This is a genomic window from Shewanella oncorhynchi (assembly GCF_030848765.1).
In the GTDB taxonomy this organism is placed as follows: Bacteria; Pseudomonadota; Gammaproteobacteria; order Enterobacterales; family Shewanellaceae; genus Shewanella; species Shewanella oncorhynchi.
In genome coordinates this window covers 755,806-774,523 of record NZ_CP132914.1, presented here as the reverse complement: position 1 = coordinate 774,523, position 18,718 = coordinate 755,806, and the positions used below count along the sequence as shown (strand labels likewise).

General features: G+C 44.4%; 19 protein-coding genes. 4 read left to right on the top strand and 15 right to left on the bottom strand.

The genetic code is table 11. The annotated features are described in order from the left end of the window. Positions 1-52: 52 nt before the first annotated feature. The 7 genes from RA178_RS03560 to RA178_RS03530 form a co-directional block, all read right to left on the bottom strand. A complete protein-coding gene (locus RA178_RS03560) occupies positions 53-604 on the bottom strand; it encodes a tetratricopeptide repeat protein (protein ID WP_220778102.1) in 552 nt (183 codons plus the stop codon). A gap of 391 nt (positions 605-995) precedes the next feature. Continuing rightward, positions 996-1,526: a GNAT family N-acetyltransferase gene (locus RA178_RS03555; RefSeq protein WP_168826600.1), complete on the bottom strand. Its 531-nt coding sequence runs from the start codon at positions 1,524-1,526 to the stop codon at positions 996-998. Next, the gene (locus RA178_RS03550; protein WP_306684555.1) at positions 1,523-1,792 is read right to left on the bottom strand and encodes a type II toxin-antitoxin system TacA family antitoxin; all 270 of its coding nucleotides are present in this window, start codon (positions 1,790-1,792) and stop codon (positions 1,523-1,525) included. Before RA178_RS03550 ends, RA178_RS03555 begins: the two co-directional genes overlap by 4 nt. A 166-nt stretch (positions 1,793-1,958) precedes the next feature. Then, positions 1,959-2,315, bottom strand: coding sequence for a hypothetical protein (locus tag RA178_RS03545; protein WP_220591990.1), 357 nt, complete (start codon positions 2,313-2,315; stop codon positions 1,959-1,961). A gap of 75 nt (positions 2,316-2,390) precedes the next feature. Further along, positions 2,391-2,855, bottom strand: coding sequence for a DUF2846 domain-containing protein (locus RA178_RS03540; RefSeq protein WP_306684553.1), 465 nt, complete (start codon positions 2,853-2,855; stop codon positions 2,391-2,393). A gap of 162 nt (positions 2,856-3,017) precedes the next feature. Next, complete coding sequence (locus tag RA178_RS03535; protein WP_306685390.1) at positions 3,018-3,668, bottom strand: hypothetical protein; 651 nt, start codon at positions 3,666-3,668, stop codon at positions 3,018-3,020. A 154-nt stretch (positions 3,669-3,822) separates the two neighbouring features. Then, positions 3,823-4,308, bottom strand: a complete 486-nt coding sequence (locus RA178_RS03530) for a hypothetical protein (RefSeq protein ID WP_306684552.1) — start codon at positions 4,306-4,308, stop codon at positions 3,823-3,825. A 968-nt stretch (positions 4,309-5,276) separates the two neighbouring features. Here RA178_RS03530 and RA178_RS03525 point away from each other — a divergent pair. Next, positions 5,277-5,741, top strand: a complete 465-nt coding sequence (locus RA178_RS03525; protein ID WP_105251417.1) for a chemotaxis protein CheX — start codon at positions 5,277-5,279, stop codon at positions 5,739-5,741. Between the two features lie 424 nt (positions 5,742-6,165). Here RA178_RS03525 and alr read toward each other — a convergent pair whose 3' ends face one another. Beyond that, the gene (gene alr / locus RA178_RS03520; protein ID WP_306684550.1) at positions 6,166-7,242 is read right to left on the bottom strand and encodes an alanine racemase; all 1,077 of its coding nucleotides are present in this window, start codon (positions 7,240-7,242) and stop codon (positions 6,166-6,168) included. Positions 7,243-7,344: 102 nt separating this feature from the next. Further along, a complete protein-coding gene (gene dnaB / locus RA178_RS03515; RefSeq protein WP_105251415.1) occupies positions 7,345-8,751 on the bottom strand; it encodes a replicative DNA helicase in 1,407 nt (468 codons plus the stop codon). A 125-nt stretch (positions 8,752-8,876) separates the two neighbouring features. Here dnaB and RA178_RS03510 point away from each other — a divergent pair, with 125 nt between their 5' ends. Then, complete coding sequence (locus tag RA178_RS03510) at positions 8,877-11,075, top strand: S46 family peptidase (protein ID WP_306684548.1); 2,199 nt, start codon at positions 8,877-8,879, stop codon at positions 11,073-11,075. 255 nt (positions 11,076-11,330) lie between these two features. Here the strand turns inward: RA178_RS03510 and rplI are convergent, their stop codons facing one another. Genes rplI through rpsF form a run of 4 tightly spaced genes read right to left on the bottom strand, consistent with a single transcriptional unit; the run spans position 11,331 to position 12,769 of the window. Further along, positions 11,331-11,783, bottom strand: a complete 453-nt coding sequence (gene rplI, locus RA178_RS03505) for a 50S ribosomal protein L9 (RefSeq protein WP_113939970.1) — start codon at positions 11,781-11,783, stop codon at positions 11,331-11,333. A 36-nt stretch (positions 11,784-11,819) separates the two neighbouring features. Continuing rightward, positions 11,820-12,047: a 30S ribosomal protein S18 gene (gene rpsR / locus RA178_RS03500; protein ID WP_006083042.1), complete on the bottom strand. Its 228-nt coding sequence runs from the start codon at positions 12,045-12,047 to the stop codon at positions 11,820-11,822. Positions 12,048-12,059: 12 nt separating this feature from the next. After that, on the bottom strand, positions 12,060-12,365 hold the full coding sequence (priB, locus tag RA178_RS03495; RefSeq protein ID WP_105251411.1) for a primosomal replication protein N: 306 nt from the start codon (positions 12,363-12,365) through the stop codon (positions 12,060-12,062). Between the two features lie 8 nt (positions 12,366-12,373). After that, positions 12,374-12,769: a 30S ribosomal protein S6 gene (rpsF, locus tag RA178_RS03490; protein ID WP_105251410.1), complete on the bottom strand. Its 396-nt coding sequence runs from the start codon at positions 12,767-12,769 to the stop codon at positions 12,374-12,376. A 213-nt stretch (positions 12,770-12,982) separates the two neighbouring features. Here rpsF and RA178_RS03485 point away from each other — a divergent pair, with 213 nt between their 5' ends. Beyond that, the gene (locus RA178_RS03485) at positions 12,983-13,726 is read left to right on the top strand and encodes a DUF481 domain-containing protein (RefSeq protein ID WP_219255974.1); all 744 of its coding nucleotides are present in this window, start codon (positions 12,983-12,985) and stop codon (positions 13,724-13,726) included. A 242-nt stretch (positions 13,727-13,968) separates the two neighbouring features. Beyond that, positions 13,969-15,411 (top strand): MFS transporter, encoded by a 1,443-nt coding sequence (locus RA178_RS03480; protein WP_306684545.1) that lies wholly within the window; start codon positions 13,969-13,971, stop codon positions 15,409-15,411. A 127-nt stretch (positions 15,412-15,538) separates the two neighbouring features. On the opposite strand, the gene rlmB is transcribed toward RA178_RS03480, so the two are convergent. Both rlmB and rnr read right to left on the bottom strand, forming a co-directional pair. Then, positions 15,539-16,279: a 23S rRNA (guanosine(2251)-2'-O)-methyltransferase RlmB gene (rlmB, locus tag RA178_RS03475; RefSeq protein WP_028759536.1), complete on the bottom strand. Its 741-nt coding sequence runs from the start codon at positions 16,277-16,279 to the stop codon at positions 15,539-15,541. After that, positions 16,280-18,703, bottom strand: a complete 2,424-nt coding sequence (gene rnr / locus RA178_RS03470) for a ribonuclease R (protein ID WP_306684544.1) — start codon at positions 18,701-18,703, stop codon at positions 16,280-16,282. Positions 18,704-18,718 lie beyond the last annotated feature (15 nt).

Here is an 18,718-nt window from a genome sequence, read left to right as displayed (position 1 = left end):
CCTGCGCGGCTTTTCGCGCAGGTCCGCTCGACTGCAAGATTATGTTTCACGTTCACCGGAGCGCCTTTGCCTTGGCTTCAAAGCGAGCAGCAAGATCACTATCGGTGGCACCAGCAGCTAAGTGCCTACCATATTGGGACAATACCTCGCTGGCGTAAGCCTGTTCACGCGGGGAAAACTTTTCGGTCAATGGGAGCACACGCTCAAGATAACGGGCGCCATCGGACCACTTGTCTTGGGCGGCGAGGCTAACAGATAACTCAAGAAGACGACGACCGATCTTTTGTTCGGAAGGAACAGGCAACTTATCTTCTATTGCCAACGATTCCTTGAACAGTTGTTCGGCCTCTCCGAACTTGGATAGACCCCGCTTGATACGGCCGAGGTTGTAAAGCGCCTGAGATTTTAGCTCTGGGCCGAGGTTGCCCCAATCGGTATTTACCAGTGCTCGGTAGCAAGCCTCCTCAGCAACATCGAGGCGGCCGTTACTTTCGGCAACTGCGCATGTTTCTGAGTAATTGTCGAAAGTAGCGCGGTTGATCGGATTGGCACAGGCCCCAAGAAATACTGCAACCAAGGCTGCTACTGGAAATGAATAATTCATGCGTGCTCCAGTGAAACATAACGTCTTAAAAGTGCTCACACGCGTTTACCTATTAGACCAGTAAAAACGCGCATAGTTAATTACTTGTAATAAAAGAAAGTTATCAGTTCTTTAACAAAGAAACCATGCAGAAAAACACTGTTGCGCGAGTTCTAAACCTATTATCTCAAGCCGCGTTTCAATAAGTCATTGATTAAAAATAGTATAAACTGGAATCAGCCCTATAAGTGCGCACAACTATATTTGGTTATAATCCGTGAAATGTGATCAAATCGAATAATACTGTATACATAACAGCATCTAAGACTGAGTTGTTATGAATACAAAAAACAGTTTCTATGCACGAATGTGAGGAATAGGCAGCACGACAGGTAAGGCGGGGAGCTAGTAGCTAAGTGAACAACTGACCGACTGTTTTCATTGGAATAAACATTCTGACACGACCGTTGATTTCACAAAGCACCTCGAAACCATACTTGGCGTAGAATGATTCAGCTTGGCCAGTTAAACAATCGACAACAATGGCATAAGCTCGCATGTGAGCGTTAATTTCCCAAAGATATTCTAGTGCTTTGATTAAGCTAGCTTTACCTAACCCACTACCATGAAACTCTTTATGGACCGCAAGTTGAGCAAGCAGAAAGACCGGAACGGGATAGCGTGGTAACTTTTTACCCATGGCTTGCGGCAAGGTATCACGGCAAATTGAACTTGGTGCGATAGTATAAAATGAACAAATTGGGTATTTTTGATTGGGTAATGGCGTAGCAGCAGGTAAAACCATTGTTCGGCTAATACCTGCTTGCATGTGTTTCGCTGCTTGAGTTTGGATAAAATCGTTTAACTCTGCTTCGCCACAGTCAAATGATGCTCTATCGTGTTGTGATTTATCCAATTCTTTAAAAGTCTTGGAGTAACTCACTTAAACTCACCACGTTTAGTAAATGCAGCCGCTTCACGTAATGCCTTGTTCGGGGCCTTAGCCTTATCACAAGCCATTATGAATTGGTCGAATACATCAGCTTTAACAGTAATGCTTTCATGCTCAGCAATCACCTGAGTTGAATCTTCGTCCATTAAGCGAACAACGTATTCAGTTAAGCTTTTTAACCCGAGCAAAGCCGATGCTTTCTCAGCCTTAGCTTTGATCTCTTCATCCAAACGGATATCAAGTCTTGCCGTTGCCATAAAACCTCCTATCGTACGGAGTTAATCCGTAATGGGTTGGAGTATAAAGTTTAAACAACCGCAGCGCAACGTGTACGGACACAGTACGGATCCGATTTTTAGATTTGTGGAGGCTAATGCTTCGAATATGCAGCGTGTTGTTTACGTTTAGACCACAATTTGTTTATTAAAACTCCCTTACCCATAAAGGTGAACACGCTTTGTACGAGTGGTCTACTTGCATTAATTCATCTTTTTCGTTGAAAAAGAAGCTAATGCCCTCGATTATTACAGACGATGCAAATTTTTTATCGTCCCATGATTGGTGATTATATTGTTCTTTTACTTTCTCAATACCTAATTTGGATTTTGCAATCATTAAAAGCTCGTCTTTAGTAAGTGAGCTGTTCACAAATTGGGATAAAACAAAATTATCACGCTTTAATTTAGGGTGAGCTTCGATGGTGTAACTATTCTTAATGAACCAAAAAATGAGGTAAAAATTCAATAGCAAACTGAGAGAGAACAACACTTTTAGTAACATATACACCCATCCCTGATTAGTAGTTCTAACGCTGCAAGCGAGTCCAGCACCGAAGGTGCGAGCTGGCTTGCCTTGTTAGTTTTTCTTAGTTTCACGCAACTCTTGCGTTGCCGTTTCTGGATTAACCAATCCAAGAGAGTAATTACCAGAAATACTGGCTACCCCCCCAAGATAAGCAGCGTTACCAAGCTCAGCAGTTAAACGAACAAAATAAGTGTTATTGGCTTGAACATCGAGGGAGATTTGCAATGGTCCAGCGCGCCAGTTGGACATAATGCCACCCTCTTTGACTGCGATTATGGTATTACCTGGATTAAGATCCAATACATAGAAGCCGCCATTACTGATTTCAAAACTATCTACTCCATTTATCTGTACCGTAGGAGCTGCGGCGCCATCCAGCATGGCCCAAGGACGATAAAAATACACTTTAGCTTTATTTACCTCAGGCGCTTCAGTTTGAGTAAATTTGGGACCTGTTGCACTACAACTAGTAAGAGACACAATCATAACTAACGAAAAAATAAACGTCTTAAACATATACAAAGCTCCATCTCTACGAAAACTAACGCCGAGTTCAGCGGCAGTTTTTAAGTTGTGGTTTTATGGAACACTTTTGCGCAGCAAAACCATAAAACTGCGAGTTAAAACTGTCCAGCTCGGGCACGAAGTGCCGGAGCGATGCTGGAATAATATGTTATGTTAACAATTTAGAGGGTCTATGCCTATGCTTCGCACATGTAAAAATCCTATAGGTTCAATAATATATTTTTTACCATTTATAATAATGGATGGTAACTGGATAGAGTAGTTTTCCAATTTATACTCAATATCTCTTGAAAAAATACTTATTGACGCACCAGAATTAAAATACTTTTTACCGAATAGTGTGTTATAGCCAAAAAAGGTATTACCGCTTATCTTTGATGTTGGATTAACACGGAGATATTCATCCTTATTAGCTGATTCACCAGAATTAGCATTTGAAATATTCTCTGTCCGTGTGATTAATTCAGTAATTTTTACATTCCATATTTTGTTTGTTGTATTGTCAGTAATGACAATTTCGTCGCTCTCAAATTTAAAATATGTTCCAGATGGTGCAAGAATTGAAGCTGTAAAATGAAAATTATTAAACCTATCATTTTTTGCAGAACTAGAACTAGATACTTCGAGCTCAACTCCCCCACTAAGCTGTATTGATATTTCATCCGCAGGGCCAGAGCTTCCGCAGCCACTACTGTGTGTAACTCCTTCGCTATATATTGGCTTGTAGTAATCTCTAACTACAGGCGCACACGAGACAGATATTATTGAAAGAGAAATTATAAATACACATTTTTTGAAAAGCATATATGGCACACAATTTCCTTGGAAACATAACGTCTTAGTGCGCATGCGCGTTAACCTCATTAGCCAGTAAAAAACGCGATACAGCTAATCAACTGTAATACATGAAATTTATCAGTACTTTACCAAATACACAATCAGGAAAAACGTACATGCACTATTTTAACTCGTCTTTAAGCTGCTCAATCTGCCGATCGATAGATGACACCAGCGTGTCGGCCTCTTGCGCTGCAGCGACTTGTTCCTGAGCTAAGCTTTGCTGCCACGTTGCACCGGCTAAGTTGTTATTCGCATACTGTCGACTTTCACGCAGATTACGTAAGCGCTGATCACGCGCCGCAATCACCCGCTTGCGATCACCCTCAAGCCGAGTGATCTCTCGGGCAATGCGTTGTTTTTCGATATAGGTACTGATTTCTTTTTTCTTATCAGAAGTCGCGTTTGAACTCACGCTTGATTGAGAAATGCTGTCACTGCTTTTAATAAAGCTACCGATTCCACTTAAATCAACTGGCCGGCTATTTTCATCGCAGGGATCTGCTTGATACTTTCCATCAGCACATTTATAGACTTCAGCATTAGCCGAAAAAGTAGGACCGACCGTTAATATCAGCGCGAGTATTATTAAAGATTTTCTATCCATAGATCACCTCAATGTTTATTGAGCAATCATATCACCAGCGGGGAACCATGAAACAACTTTTTAAAATCGGTGATCCTATAGTGAACCACACTTTTAACCACCTCATATAAATCAAATGGTTAAATTAAAATCTTACCTATCCAACATGGGCGCAATGGAAAATGTCCTATCGATTGGAATAGCTGATATAACAGGGGGTTTACTCATTTTAGATTGAATCATTACACTCACATTTTAAGCTGTTTTTACACATTTGTGCATTTGTCTAATTGCCGGGCATCCTGTGAGGTATCCCAAATTATAAGATTGAGCGCTCAAGATGGTGTTCCCAGTAATTGACCTGAAAACACGTACTGAACAACACACTACAAATGCGTCGTTAGGGTGAAGCAAAAAAGTGAGACAGTTTACAGCGAACATCGTACTTTTACAAAGTCAGCTAAGACACTCAAGGCCAAGACACCTTTTTGATAGCACTCCACAATGCCGAAAATAGCCATATAAAATGGGATTACGTAAGACGCGATGGGATAGAGAGTTGAGTAGCAACGCCTTCTCACAAGTTCAAGTGCAAATAAAAGTCGAGTGACTCCATAAAAAGGCTAAAAAACTTTGCAGCATCGGCACTCATGAGCCACTATGAATGGGGCTAATGCAGCCGATATATTGCCATTTTTTGTATGTATGAGACGTAAAACAACGCTATTTGACGATAAGCGTCTTCCAAGCAAACTTATGAACCATCATACAAAACGGTCTAAACAATAAAGGACACGGTTATATGGAGCTTTAACTGCCTATAACTCAGATAAATGATAAGAATATCTTTAAATTAGCCTCACATTTATAGCTGTCTCATCTAAGCTGATAGAGTGTGATCAAGATTGCTGTCGATAAGCAACTTTTCTAATAGCCTTAAGCAATGCCATTACTCCATGGTTTAGGCTCAAAAGAGGACAAACTTAGGCATGAACGTTAATTTTATTAATCCTTTCCTCCAATCTTTGCTCAATGTCATATCTACGATGGCGAGCATGGATTTGACGCCGGGCAAACCCCAAATCAAAGTAGATAACTTAGCAAAGGGTGATGTATCCGGCCTAATCGGTCTTGTAGGACCCCAAACAAAAGGATCACTGTCGATTACCTTCGAACAAAAGCTTGTTTTGCAGATAATGCAGAATATGCTGGGCGAAAATCCGGGTAAAATTAACGAGGAAGTGACTGATTTAGTAGGCGAAATTACGAATATGGTGACTGGTGGCGCAAAAAATCTTTTGGGTCAAAAAGGCTATGAATTTGAAATGGCCACTCCTATGGTCGTATCAGGAAAAGGCCATACTATTTCCCATAAAGCTAATGGCACTAAGATTATCATGCCATTTACAAGCCCGCATGGTACTGCTTATATTGAAATATGTTTTGAAAACTAATAGCTTAAATGCATCAAGCCAGTCAGCTCAAAATACATTAAATATCCTGTCGCTCTGGATCTTATGTTTCATTCGCTTATTTAAAGCCAGATAACAAAGATCAGAACGGCTGGTTTACCGTAGCCTGAATTGAGGTATTTTTATCGTCCATTTTGCCGCCTAACACCAGTTCAGCACAGCTTCATCCTCAGTTCCAAAACATATTGCGTCGCCAACGGTGAACTGCAAACCACTATTTCTCTTATCTCAGCCCTACAGGTTCGACACTTCTCCCGCTAACAAATAACTATAATTCATAGTGTTATTTGCAGTAACCATTCGTGTAGAGGCAATTATTCATCCTGACACTTTACATAAAAGAAAACGGTGTTTAATCACCGTTTTCTTGCTAAAAAGTGTCCCAGAATACTTCCATTTGTCAGGGTTAAGCTAAGCAAACAGCAACCCTTGGCGTAAGCTTAGTAACTAATTCATAAGCGATAGTGCCGATATGTTCAGCGACTTCCTCCACGGGTAATGCCTTACCCCACAGCAATGCACTATCCCCAACTTTATCTTGCGCACCTTGACCTAAGTCAACAGTCAACATGTCCATAGAAACACGGCCGACTATGGGTACGCGGCGACCATTGACCCACACGGGTGTGCCTTCCGGTGCATTGCGAGGATAACCATCACCATAACCAATCGCCACGACACCTAAACGGGTATCTTGCTTCGCGGTCCAGAAACAACCATAGCCGACGGGCTGATTGGCTTTATGATTCCGTACCGCAATCAACTGTGATACTAATTCCATCGCAGGAACTAGCCCGTGATTCGCACCGCAATCACCAGTAACAGGAGATACGCCATAGAGTGCAATACCAGGACGGATCCAGTCGCCTTGGCTCTGAGGCCAATACAAAGCACCAGCAGAGTTTGCTAAGGTTCTAAATCCGGGCAAGCCTGCCGTTAACGTATTAAAAGCCGCCATCTGTACTGAGGTATAGGTGTTTTCAGGCTCGTCCGCACAGGCAAAATGTGTCATCAAATGGATCGGTTTTGCCACATTGGGACAGGCCATTAACCTTGCGTAAACCGTTGAAAATTGTTCGGGCGTAAAACCTAAACGATGCATGCCTGAATCCACTTTAAGCCAGACAGTGACAGGTTTTGACAACACAGTTTGCTCTAACATTTCAAGCTGAGAGCTGTGGTGCACTACAGTGTCGATATCATGCCCGACGAGTAACGGAAGATCGGTGGCACGGAAAAAACCTTCTAGTAATAACAAACGCGCTGTCACGCCGCCCGCTCGTAATTCTAAGGCCTCATCCAATCGTGCTAGGCCAAAGCCATCGGCATTGACTAAACAATTAGCGACATTCAATAATCCATGACCATAACCGTTCGCTTTAACGACGGCCATCACACGACTCGCTGGTGCCTGTTGACGCAACGCAGCGAGATTGGTTTGCAGTGCACTACTGCTAATTTCTGCACGGGGAAAAGGGTTCAAAATTTACCTTGTTTACTCAGGAAATAAAAAGTCACGGATATAAAAAATACATCAATACAGCTCATCTTCTGCAAACGCAAACTGACTGTTTTTAAACGTCAATTAATCTTCTTCAAACTGCGGCCCAGCATAATTATCGAAACGCGAAAATTGCCCTTGGAAAGTGAGCCGCACCCGACCAATGGGGCCGTTACGTTGCTTACCAATGATGATTTCTGCCGTGCCTTTATCTTGAGAATCGTTGTTATACACTTCATCGCGATAAATAAACATGATGAGATCCGCATCTTGCTCGATAGCGCCTGATTCACGTAAATCCGAGTTAACAGGACGTTTATCGGCCCTTTGTTCGAGCGAGCGGTTAAGCTGCGACAGGGCAATAATCGGGATTTCCAACTCTTTGGCTAATGCTTTCAGCGAGCGTGAAATTTCAGAAATTTCTAAGGTACGGTTATCTTTTAAGGCGGGCACCTGCATTAACTGCAGGTAATCTATCATGATCATAGATAAACCACCGTACTCACGGGCGATACGACGCGCGCGGCTGCGAACTTCTGTCGGGGTTAATCCCGAACCATCATCAATATACATTTTACCTTGTTCGAGCATGATCCCCATGGTCGATGAAACCCGCGCCCAATCTTCATCATCGAGCTGACCAGTACGGATTTTGGTTTGATCAACGCGGCCCAAGGAGGCCAGCATACGCATCATAATCTGTTCTGACGGCATCTCGAGACTGAAGATAAGTACGGGTTTATCTTCATTCATTGCGGCCTGTTCGCACAAGTTCATCGCAAAGGTGGTTTTACCCATAGAAGGACGCGCCGCAACAATAATTAAGTCGCCAGACTGAAACCCTGCGGTCATTTTATCCAGATCGTTAAAACCGCTCGATACTCCAGTCACACCGTTATGGGGGTTGTTATAAAGCTGCTCAATCTTATCGACGGTTTTTTCCAGAATGGTTTTAATGCCTTCGGGACCTTCATTAGCATTGGTTCGCATCTCGGCGATCTTAAATACTTTACTCTCAGCCAGGTCGAGTAATTCACCCGAGTCCCGACCTTCTGGGTTATAGCCCGCATCGGCAATCTCATGCGCGACGCGGATCATGTCACGAACGACAGCACGTTCACGGACGATTTCAGCGTAAGATAAAATATTACCCGCACTTGGGGTATTTTTCGCAATCTCACCTAAATAGGCAAAACCACCGGCATCTTCTAATTGGTTCTCAACTTCTAACTGTTCAGAAACAGTGATCAAATCGATCGGTTGCCCTAAATCAACCAATCTGTGCATGGCAGAAAAGATCATCTTATGTGAGCGAGAGTAAAAATCCTCTTTTACGACAGCCTCAGCGACCCTGTCCCACGCTTCGGCATCTAACATCAAGCCGCCTAATACCGATTGTTCAGCCTCAATTGAATGCGGTGGCAGCTTGAGTCCATCAAGTTGCAAATCTCTTGGCTTACTTTTAGGCTTAAAAGCACCTTGTTGTGACATTAACGCTCCCGATTTCCAACAACTTAACAAAATATGATATAAAACCCGCGTCAAGCAAACAGGATGTTTACACTCGCCTGTTATTTCATTCCAACGGACACTCTAACAATCAATAAGGAAAGAACATGCGTATTGCATTGGTTGCGGCCTTAGTACTGACATCCGGCATAGCAACTGCCGACGAAGGACAATGGCAACCTTATCAAATGCCTTCAATTGCAGACAAACTCAGTGAACGCGGAATCGATATTCCGGCAGAAAAACTGGCCGATCTGACAAGTTATCCAATGAACGCCGTGGTTGGGCTAGGCTATTGTACCGCCAGTTTTGTCTCCCCCCAAGGGCTAGTTGTGACAAACCACCATTGTGCCTACAAGGCGATACAATATAACACTAAGCAAGAGCATAACTACCTAGAACAAGGCTTTTTAGCAACATCGATGGACAAGGAACCCTCTGCCGGTCCTAACGAACGTTTATACATCACAGAAGCAGTGACCAATGTCACCGAGCAAATCAATAAAGACCTCAGCCAAGACCCGCTAAGTCGTTACGAAGACATTCAAAATCACAGTAAAGCGCTCATCAAAAGCTGTGAAGCCGATGCTAACTATCGTTGTAATGTGCGCAGTTTCCATAACGGCTTAGAATACTACTTAATCAAGCAATTGATGATCCGCGATGTGCGCTTAGTCTACGCACCACCTGAAAGTGTAGGGGGCTATGGTGGCGATATTGATAACTATGAATATCCACGCCATTCGGGTGATTTTGCCTTCCTACGGGCTTATGTGGGTAAAGATGGCAAACCTGCCGCTTATAGCGACGATAATATTCCTTACCAGCCAAAGAGCTACCTTAAGGTCAATGCCGATGGCGTAAAAGCCGGTGACGGCGTGTTTGTGGCGGGTTACCCTGGCACGACTAGCCGTTACAACCTGACCAGTGAACTTAAATTTGCCAGTGATTGGTTGTACCCAACCCAAGCTAAGCGCTATCAATTACAGATTGATACTATCGAGGCTATGGGACAAAAAGATGCCGATATCGCCATTAAGTACGCAGGTAATATGGCCTCAATGGCCAACCGGATGAAGAAACTCAACGGCCTATTAGCGGGTTTTAAAGCAACGGATATCATTGGCATTAAGCAAAGCCGTGAAGATAATTTTTTAGCTTGGCTTAAACAAAACCCTAAGCTAAATCAAAATCTCATTGCTGAGTTAGAAGTGTTACTCGCAGAGCAACAACAAGCGTTCCAAAGTAATTACTACTTTACCAATGCCCAATCTAGCACATTGTTAACCGCAGCAAACAGCCTCTACCGTCTTGCTAAAGAAAAACAAAAGCCCGATGCCGAGCGTGAGCAAGGCTACCAAGAACGTGATATTGCAATGCTAAGCTCACGTCTTAAACGTATCGATTCAAGTTTTGATGTCACTGTTGATAAGACTTTGTGGCTACAAGATTTAAATGCTTACCTTAGCCAATCAAATCGCGTAGCAACACTCGATGAAATGCTAAGTGTGAACACGAAAGATGCCGATCTAGCAGCTAAACTCGATGGTTTGTACTCACTCACTACGCTCACAGACCAAGCTAAGCGCCTCGCGTGGATGAATGCCGATGCTAGCGCTTTCGAAACCAGTGCCGATCCCTTTATTCGTTTAGCCGTAGCACTTTACGACACGAATATGGCACAGGAAAAGTCAGAAAAAATCTTAGACGGCAAGCTGTCTAGTGCTCGCCCTGATTATATGGCGGCCGTAATCGAATACTACAAAGCAAACAACTGGCCAGTCTATCCTGACGCCAACGGTACGCTACGGATCAGCTATGGCATGGTTGATGGTTATCAATCACGTGATGCGCTCTATAAACAGCCGTTTACTCGTCTTGATGGCATAGTCGCAAAACACACAGGCGTTGAGCCCTATAATGCGCCGAAAAAACTCCTCGATGCGATTAGCGAACAACGTTTTGGTGATCATCTGGTGAAGTCGGTTTATCAAGATCCCCGCGGCTGGATTTGCAGACTCTTCTCTTGTTTAGATAAACCAGAAGAATTTAACTCAGTACCTGTTAACTTCTTATCGAGTGTGGATACCACAGGTGGTAACTCCGGCTCACCAGTCTTCAACGGAAAAGGTGAGTTAGTGGGCCTTAACTTCGACTCAACCTATGAAGCTATCACTAAAGATTGGTTCTTCAACCCAACCATCACCCGTGCAGTGCACGTGGATATTCGCTATATCCTGTGGATGATGGATGAAGTGGATCATGCCGATAACTTAATCCAAGAATTGGATTTAGTGAGAAATTAATACCTTGAGCTAAATCCGTTGCTCTAAACAAAAAGCCGCTCACTGTTATGCAGTAAGCGGCTTTTATTTGGGCTCGTATTTTTAGCAGCGAATACACTTTGGGATGATGAGATTGAATGAGTAGGCGCGTATCACCTATCGCTTAAATCCATCGCAGAGCCGATATCAAAACCTAAATACACTCAAATCCTAAATTTCAGCCATAAAAAAACACCGCCGAAGCGGTGTTTCTCTTAAGATTAAAGCAAGGAGTAATTAAGCTTCTGCAACGATAGAAACTTTAACAACAGCTTTAACTTCAGTGTGTAACTGAACTTCAACTTCGAAGTCGCCAGTAGTACGCAGAGCGCCTAATGGTAAACGAACTTCTGATTTAGCCAGCTCAACACCAGCAGCAGTCACTGCATCAGCGATGTCACGGTTGCCAACTGAACCAAACAGTTTGCCTTCATCACCCGCTTTAGAAGCAATAACAACAGCTTCCAGTGCAGTGATTTTCTCAGCACGTAGGTTAGCAGCAGCTAATTCAGCAGCTAATTTAGCTTCTAATTCAGCGCGACGAGCTTCAAATACTTTAACGTTGCTTTCGTTAGCAACAACAGCTTTACCTTGTGGCAAAAGGTAGTTACGAGCGTAACCAGCTTTAACAGTAACTTGGTCACCCAAGTTGCCTAGGTTAGCGATTTTATCAAGCAGAATAACGTTCATTATCAAATCCTCTATATTCGATTAGGAATACTGCAATTACTGATGTAAATCAGTGTATGGCAGTAGAGAAAGATAACGAGCACGCTTGATAGCGCGAGCTAGTTGGCGCTGATATTTAGCACTAGTACCAGTGATACGGCTAGGAACAATCTTGCCGCTTTCAGTGATGTAGTTCTTTAAAGTAACGATATCTTTGTAATCAATTTCTGCAACACCTTCAGCGGTGAAACGGCAGAACTTGCGACGACGGAAATAACGTGCCATGTTGACAGTCTCCTAAGTTTTCAATTCGACATTTTCGGCATGGATGACTAAGCGGTTCTGACCATTACGCCCCTGTTGAAGCGTCATAAAGCCTTGCACTTGTACTTCCACACCTGCTTTCAGATCTTCTGCGACGCTTTCAAAGCGTGGGCCACTCAATATCACTTGAATTTGTACGTAGACGTTGCGGAGCATTTCGGCTTCATAACGCTGCGATTTGTGTTCCAACATAATTACACTGTGTGCAATACCTGCTGGGCTTTTAAAGCGTCTTGAACGAGTTATCGTTCCTGACAACACCAAGTTATTGGTGGTCACAGATTACCTTACTCAGCGATTTCTTCAGCGTGAGCTTCATCATATGAGCGTTCGCCAGCTGGGCCACGACGTGAATCGCGCTCATCTCTAGCTCTAGCCATTGGAGATGCTTCAGTAACGGCAACTTTAGTACGCATTACCATGTTACGCAGAACTGCGTCGTTGAAACGGAAAGCTGTTTCTAGCTCTTCGATCGTCTCTGCTTTAGCTTCAACGTTCATCAGAACGTAGTGAGCTTTATGCAGGTCAAGGATTGGGTAAGCCAGTTGACGACGGCCCCAATCTTCTAAACGGTGGATTGTGCCGTTAGCTTCGGTGATAACACCTGTGTAACGCTCAATCATACCTGGTACTTGTTCACTTTGATCTGGGTGAACCATAAATACGATTTCGTAATGACGCATTTATTGCTCCTTACGGTTATGTAGCCTCGGTATTGGCTCAGTCAAACCAAATGGAGGCAAGGAACGAAAAATAGTGACTGATTTGAGCGCGAGATAGTACAGAAAGCAAGCCAGAAACTCAAGCAATAACTTTGCCTCGCCAATCAATACAGGTATGATGGCGGTTCGCCTACATTCGGACGTCTGAAATCAGCTAACCAAGAATAAAACATAATGCTAAAAGTTATTGCGCCAATCAGTTTGTTTTTCCTTTCATTTCCAGCGCTTGCGCTTGTTCCACCTGATTATCAGGAACCGCCCAGCGATTTTACCGCGGAAATCGAAGCTGGCTTGCAACTGAACACAGGCAATACCGAATCCAGCAGTTTTAATGGTCGAACCCAACTGATTTACGATACAAAGCAAACCAAGCAAGAAGCCACACTAAAAGCCTATTTTGCCTCAGAAAAAAGTCAAACAACCTCCGAAAAATATGAGCTACAGTTACAATCGAACTATAAACTGACTAAGGGTTATGTCTTCGGACGTGGTGATTTTACTTGGGATCAATTCGGTAGTTACACACAAATATCGACTCTTTCGAGTGGTTACGGTTTCAATGCTATCAGTAGTTATAAAACAAAACTCAGTCTCGAGTTCGGCCCAGGTTATCGATATAACTTACCTGCAGAGTCGGTAACCATTCCCAACCCTGATGCCGAAAAAGATGTCATTCTTCGTACCGCTGCCAAATTCTCTCAAAAACTACAGGAATACAGCAGTCTCAATGCCGATCTCACCGCGGAAGTGGGCGAGAACAACAACACCCTCACCTTAGATATGAACTATAAAAATCTGGTGTTCCAAGATTGGGCATTTAAGATCGGTATGAACATCAAATACACTGAAGTGGTACCAGAAGGAAGCCAACCCATGGATACCATCACCACCTTCAACTTGCTTTACACTTTTAGATAACTCCTTTTAAAAAATACGACGAAATACATAGACTAACATGACGCTAACAGCCTACTCTGCTGGCGTCTATGTGAATGCTTTACAAGCATCCCCTTGAGTTGTCCCGACATAATTCAGTGATTTTTTGAGCAGAAATGCGCAATTAATCAAGATTTACCAACAATTTGCAACACAACATAAACACTAACCCCTGATATACTCACTCCTCATTATCAATCTAGTTTGTGTTTTCGGAGTTGTATATGACTAATCCGCTGCGCACTTTCGCCTCTTTATATAGCACCACGTTATTAATGGTATTAGCCGGCGGCTTGCTTACCACCTATCTTGGGCTCAGGCTCTCAGTGATGAATGTGCCACAAATATGGATTGGCGGCATGATGTCGGCCTACTATGTTGGCCTAGTGGCAGGCTCTAAGATTGGTCATCGACTTATCGCTCAAGTGGGCCATATCCGTGCCTTTGTCGCCAGTGCAGGCATAGTCGCGGCATCGGCATTAGGCCATGCTCTCGTGGATGAGCTAGCGGTTTGGCTGCTCCTCAGACTCGTGGTCGGCATGGGGATGATGTGCCAATACATGGTGTTAGAAAGTTGGCTTAACGAACAAGCTGAAAGTAATCAAAGGGGCACAGTGTTTGCGAGTTATATGATCGTATCTTACTTCGGCTTAATCTTGGGCCAAGGTGCGATCAGTATTTTCCCCGACTTAGGACTAGAGCCACTACTGCTTATCGCAATTTGTTTTTCACTCTGTATCGTACCGATCTCACTCACGCGTCGTCTTCACCCTGCGCCCTTAGTGCCAGCACCACTCAAAATTGCCTATTACTGGAAAAAAGCGCCACAAGCACTCACGACAATCGCGATTGGTAGCATGATAGTGGGTTCGTTTTATGGTCTCGCTCCCGCCTACGCCAGTAACTTAGGTTTACCGCCTGAAAAAGTCGCCACGTATATGACGGCAACGATTTTAGCGGGATTACTGGCACAATGGCCAATGGGAAAATTGTCCGACATTATGTCCCGCAGTCGCCTTATCCGTATCAACTGTATATTGCTCGGTATCTTAGCCTTAGCTATCGCCTTAACACCCTATCATCCGGTGATTTCACTGGTGATGACTTTCCTATTTGGTATTTTAGGTTTCACTTTCTATCCGCTCGCCACAGCGCTTGCCAACTCTCGAGTAGAGCAAAATGAGCGGGTAGGCTTATCAGCAACAATATTATTAACCTTCGGCTTAGGCGCAAGTATCGGTCCGCTTATCGCATCGACATTAATGCAATGGTTTGGCAATAACATGTTATATGGCTTTATGTCAGCCTGTACCTTAATACTCTTTGTGCGTTTACGTTATGTACATTCACAGCAAAAAGTCGAAACTAATGTCACCCAAGACTACATAATGGCGACGGGCGACTTAGTCTCTTCACCACTGGCGGCAGCGCTGGATCCACGAGTTGATGTCGAATCGATTCAAGAACATATGACACCCAGTGCTAACCTAGATGAAGCGGAATATGATTTAGGGGCTGATGGTGTCGATGACGATATTATCGATGATAATGACAGTGATGAGGAGCAACTCGCCTTCAGTTTCGATATTGAGCAAGCAGAGCCTGAAGCCGCTCAAATAGATGAAACTGATAGCAATCAGGTTAACCTAGACAAAGCGATGACGTAAAAAAGGCCAATAAAAAACGGATTAACTTTATATCGTTAATCCGCCTTTTTATTACGACCAGTTGTTACTGCAGGTTGTTACTTCAAGCCTGATACTGCATATGTGAGATCAGGCAAACGTAAGCATATTAGCTACGACGCTGACGCACTGCTTCAAACAAGCAAATACCCGTTGCAACCGATACGTTCAAGCTAGAAACACTACCGGCCATAGGGATAGAGATCAGTGAATCGCAAGACTCACGGCTTAATCGGCGTAAACCTTTATCTTCCGCACCCATGGCAATCGCCAATGATCCCTTGAGATCGGCTTGATAAAGCTCGCAATCTGCCTCGCCCGCAGTGCCCACAATCCACACACCTTTATCCTGCAGGTGACGCATAGTGCGCGCAAGATTAGTCACTTGGAATAAAGGCACTGTTTCCGCAGCGCCACATGCTACTTTACTCACAGTCGCCGTTAAGCCAACTGAATTGTCTTTAGGCACGATAATACCTTGTACGCCAGCCGCATCGGCATTACGTAGGCAAGCGCCTAAGTTATGGGGATCCGTCACACCATCCAAGATCAACAGGAATGCTTGCTCAGTGTTAGCAAGCAGCACATCTAAATCTTGCTCATTCAATACTTTCGCCGCTTTAACGCGCGCGACTATGCCTTGATGTTGGCTGCTTTCCGCTTTGTCATCTAAGGCTTTACGAGAAGCGACTTGAATCGTCGTGCCAAAGGCTTTGGCCTGATCGGCCAGCACAGTTAAGCGCTCATCGTCACGACCTTGTAACAGCCACAACTCAATAATGCGCTCAGGGCTGTGTTTTAACAGGGCTTCAACTGCGTGGATCCCAAAAATAATATCTTGTTTTTTCATTTATTTCTTTCTCGTGCTCCGCTTAGCGGCTTTTGGCTTTTTAGCCGGATCTTTTACTGCTGCTTTTTTAGCTTTAGTGCCAGCTTTGGCCTTAGGTTTGGTTTTGCCTGTTTCAGCCTTGGCGCTAGATACCGCGGTTTTGCCTGCTTTACCTTGCTTAGCGCCTTCACGATTAACGCGCTCACGGGCTGTCATCGGCTTATCACGGCTGGCAGATGCTTTACGTTTACCACCTTTGCCGTCATCACCCAGCATAACCAAATCAATCTGTCTGTCATCTAAGTTGACTGCAGCGACCTTAACTGTCACAGGATCACCCACTTGATAAACTTGGCCTGTGTGCTCGCCGATAAGACGTTGACGCATTGGATCGAACTGGTAGTAATCGCTACCTAGGCTTGAGATATGCACTAAGCCATCGATAAATAGCTCATTTAAACGCACAAACAAACCAAAACTGGTTACTGAAGCAATCACAGCTTCGAAGGTATCGCCGACGTGATCTTGCATAAACTCGCACTTGAGCCAATCGCTGACATCGCGAGTTGCTTCATCGGCACGACGTTCTGTGGTCGAACACTCTTCGCCTAATTGATCGAGTTCATCGAGTTGATAATGGTAGCCACCATCCTGCGTCCACTTCTCAGTGGTTTCGCCTCTTTCCTTCGCGAGTAAATAACGGATCACACGATGTAACACTAAATCCGGATAGCGGCGAATGGGCGAAGTAAAATGCGCATATTCTTCTAAGGCTAAACCGAAGTGACCTTCGTTATCCGGAGTGTAAATTGCCTGACGCATAGAGCGCAGTAACATCACTTGGATAAGTTCAGCATCAGGGCGGTCGGCAATTTGCAACATCACATTCTGATAATCTGACGGCGTTGGCTCAAGTCCGCCAGGCATAGTCAAACCACGCTCAGCAAGGAACTCTTTAAAGTTCGCCAATTTTTGCTCGGATGGCGCTTCATGCACACGATACAAGACTTCGCCTTTGTGTTTCTTCACAAACTTAGCTGCAGAAACGTTGGCTAAAATCATACATTCTTCAATGATTTTATGGGCTTGATTACGGCCACGCGGCACGATTTTATCAATCTTGCGCTGCTCATTGAAAATGAACTGCGTTTCCATGGTTTCAAACGCAATCGCACCACGCTCGGCTCTTTGCTCATCGAGCGCTAAATACAATGACTGTAAACACTGCAAATGCGGGAACAAAGCCTCATGCTCAGGCGCAATGGGGCCGCCTTCTAACATTGCTGCCACTTGGGTATAAGTGAAACGGGCATGGGAATACATCACAGCCGGATAAAACTTATAACCTGATAACTTACCTTTAGCAGATACGGTCATCTCGGCGACCATACATAAACGGTCGACGTGGGGATTAAGCGAACATAGGCCGTTAGAGATTTTCTCCGGCAGCATAGGGATCACTTGCGACGGGAAATACACTGAGTTACCACGGGCACGCGCTTCGGTATCTAAGGCGGAATCGGTGCGCACATAGTAACTAACGTCCGCAATCGCAACCCATAAACGCCAGCCGCCACCGGCTTTTTTCTCCGCGTACACAGCATCGTCAAAATCGCGGGCGTCTTCACCGTCGATAGTCACTAATGGCAGATGACGTAAATCCACACGACCGACTTTATCGGCGTCGGTTACTTCATCGGGAATACGGCGCAGTTTCTTCTCGATCACTGGTGACCAAGTATGGGGTAAATCATAATTACGCAGGGCAATTTCGATTTCCATACCCGGCGCCATTTGCTTACCGAGCACTTCAGTCACTTTACCCGCAGCCTTAACAAAACGGCCTGGGCGACGCGTTAATTCAACCACAACCACATCACCTTGACGGGCGCCATTGCGATCTTCATTCGCGACTAAAATTTCTTGGGTAATACGCTTATCATCGGCAATGACAAATGCCATACCGCTATCGACATGATAACGGCCAACAATCGCGGCACTTCGCGGCTGGATCAGACGAACCAAACGCGCTTCGCGACGGCCACGACGATCTGTGCCCGCTTTTTGCGCCAGCACTTTATCACCGTGGAAATACATCAGCATGTCGCGGTTCGAAATAAATAAGTCATCACCGCCTTCATCGGGTTTGAAAAAGCCGAAGCCTTCTCTGTGTCCGAGCACAGTGCCGGGGATCAGATCCATTTTCTCGGGTAAGCCATAGCTTTGCCCACGGGTGAACACCAGTTCGCCATCGCGTTCCATCGCACGTAGGCGACGGCGCAAGGCCTCAAGTTGTTCTTCCTCTTGGATGTTTAACGCCGCAGCAATGCTGTCACGGGTGATAGGTGATTTTTGAGAACGTAAGTAATCGAGAATATACTCACGGCTTGGGATAGGGTTTTCGTACTTATCCTGTTCACGCTCAAAATGAGGGTCTTTGATCATTCAATATCCAAATAA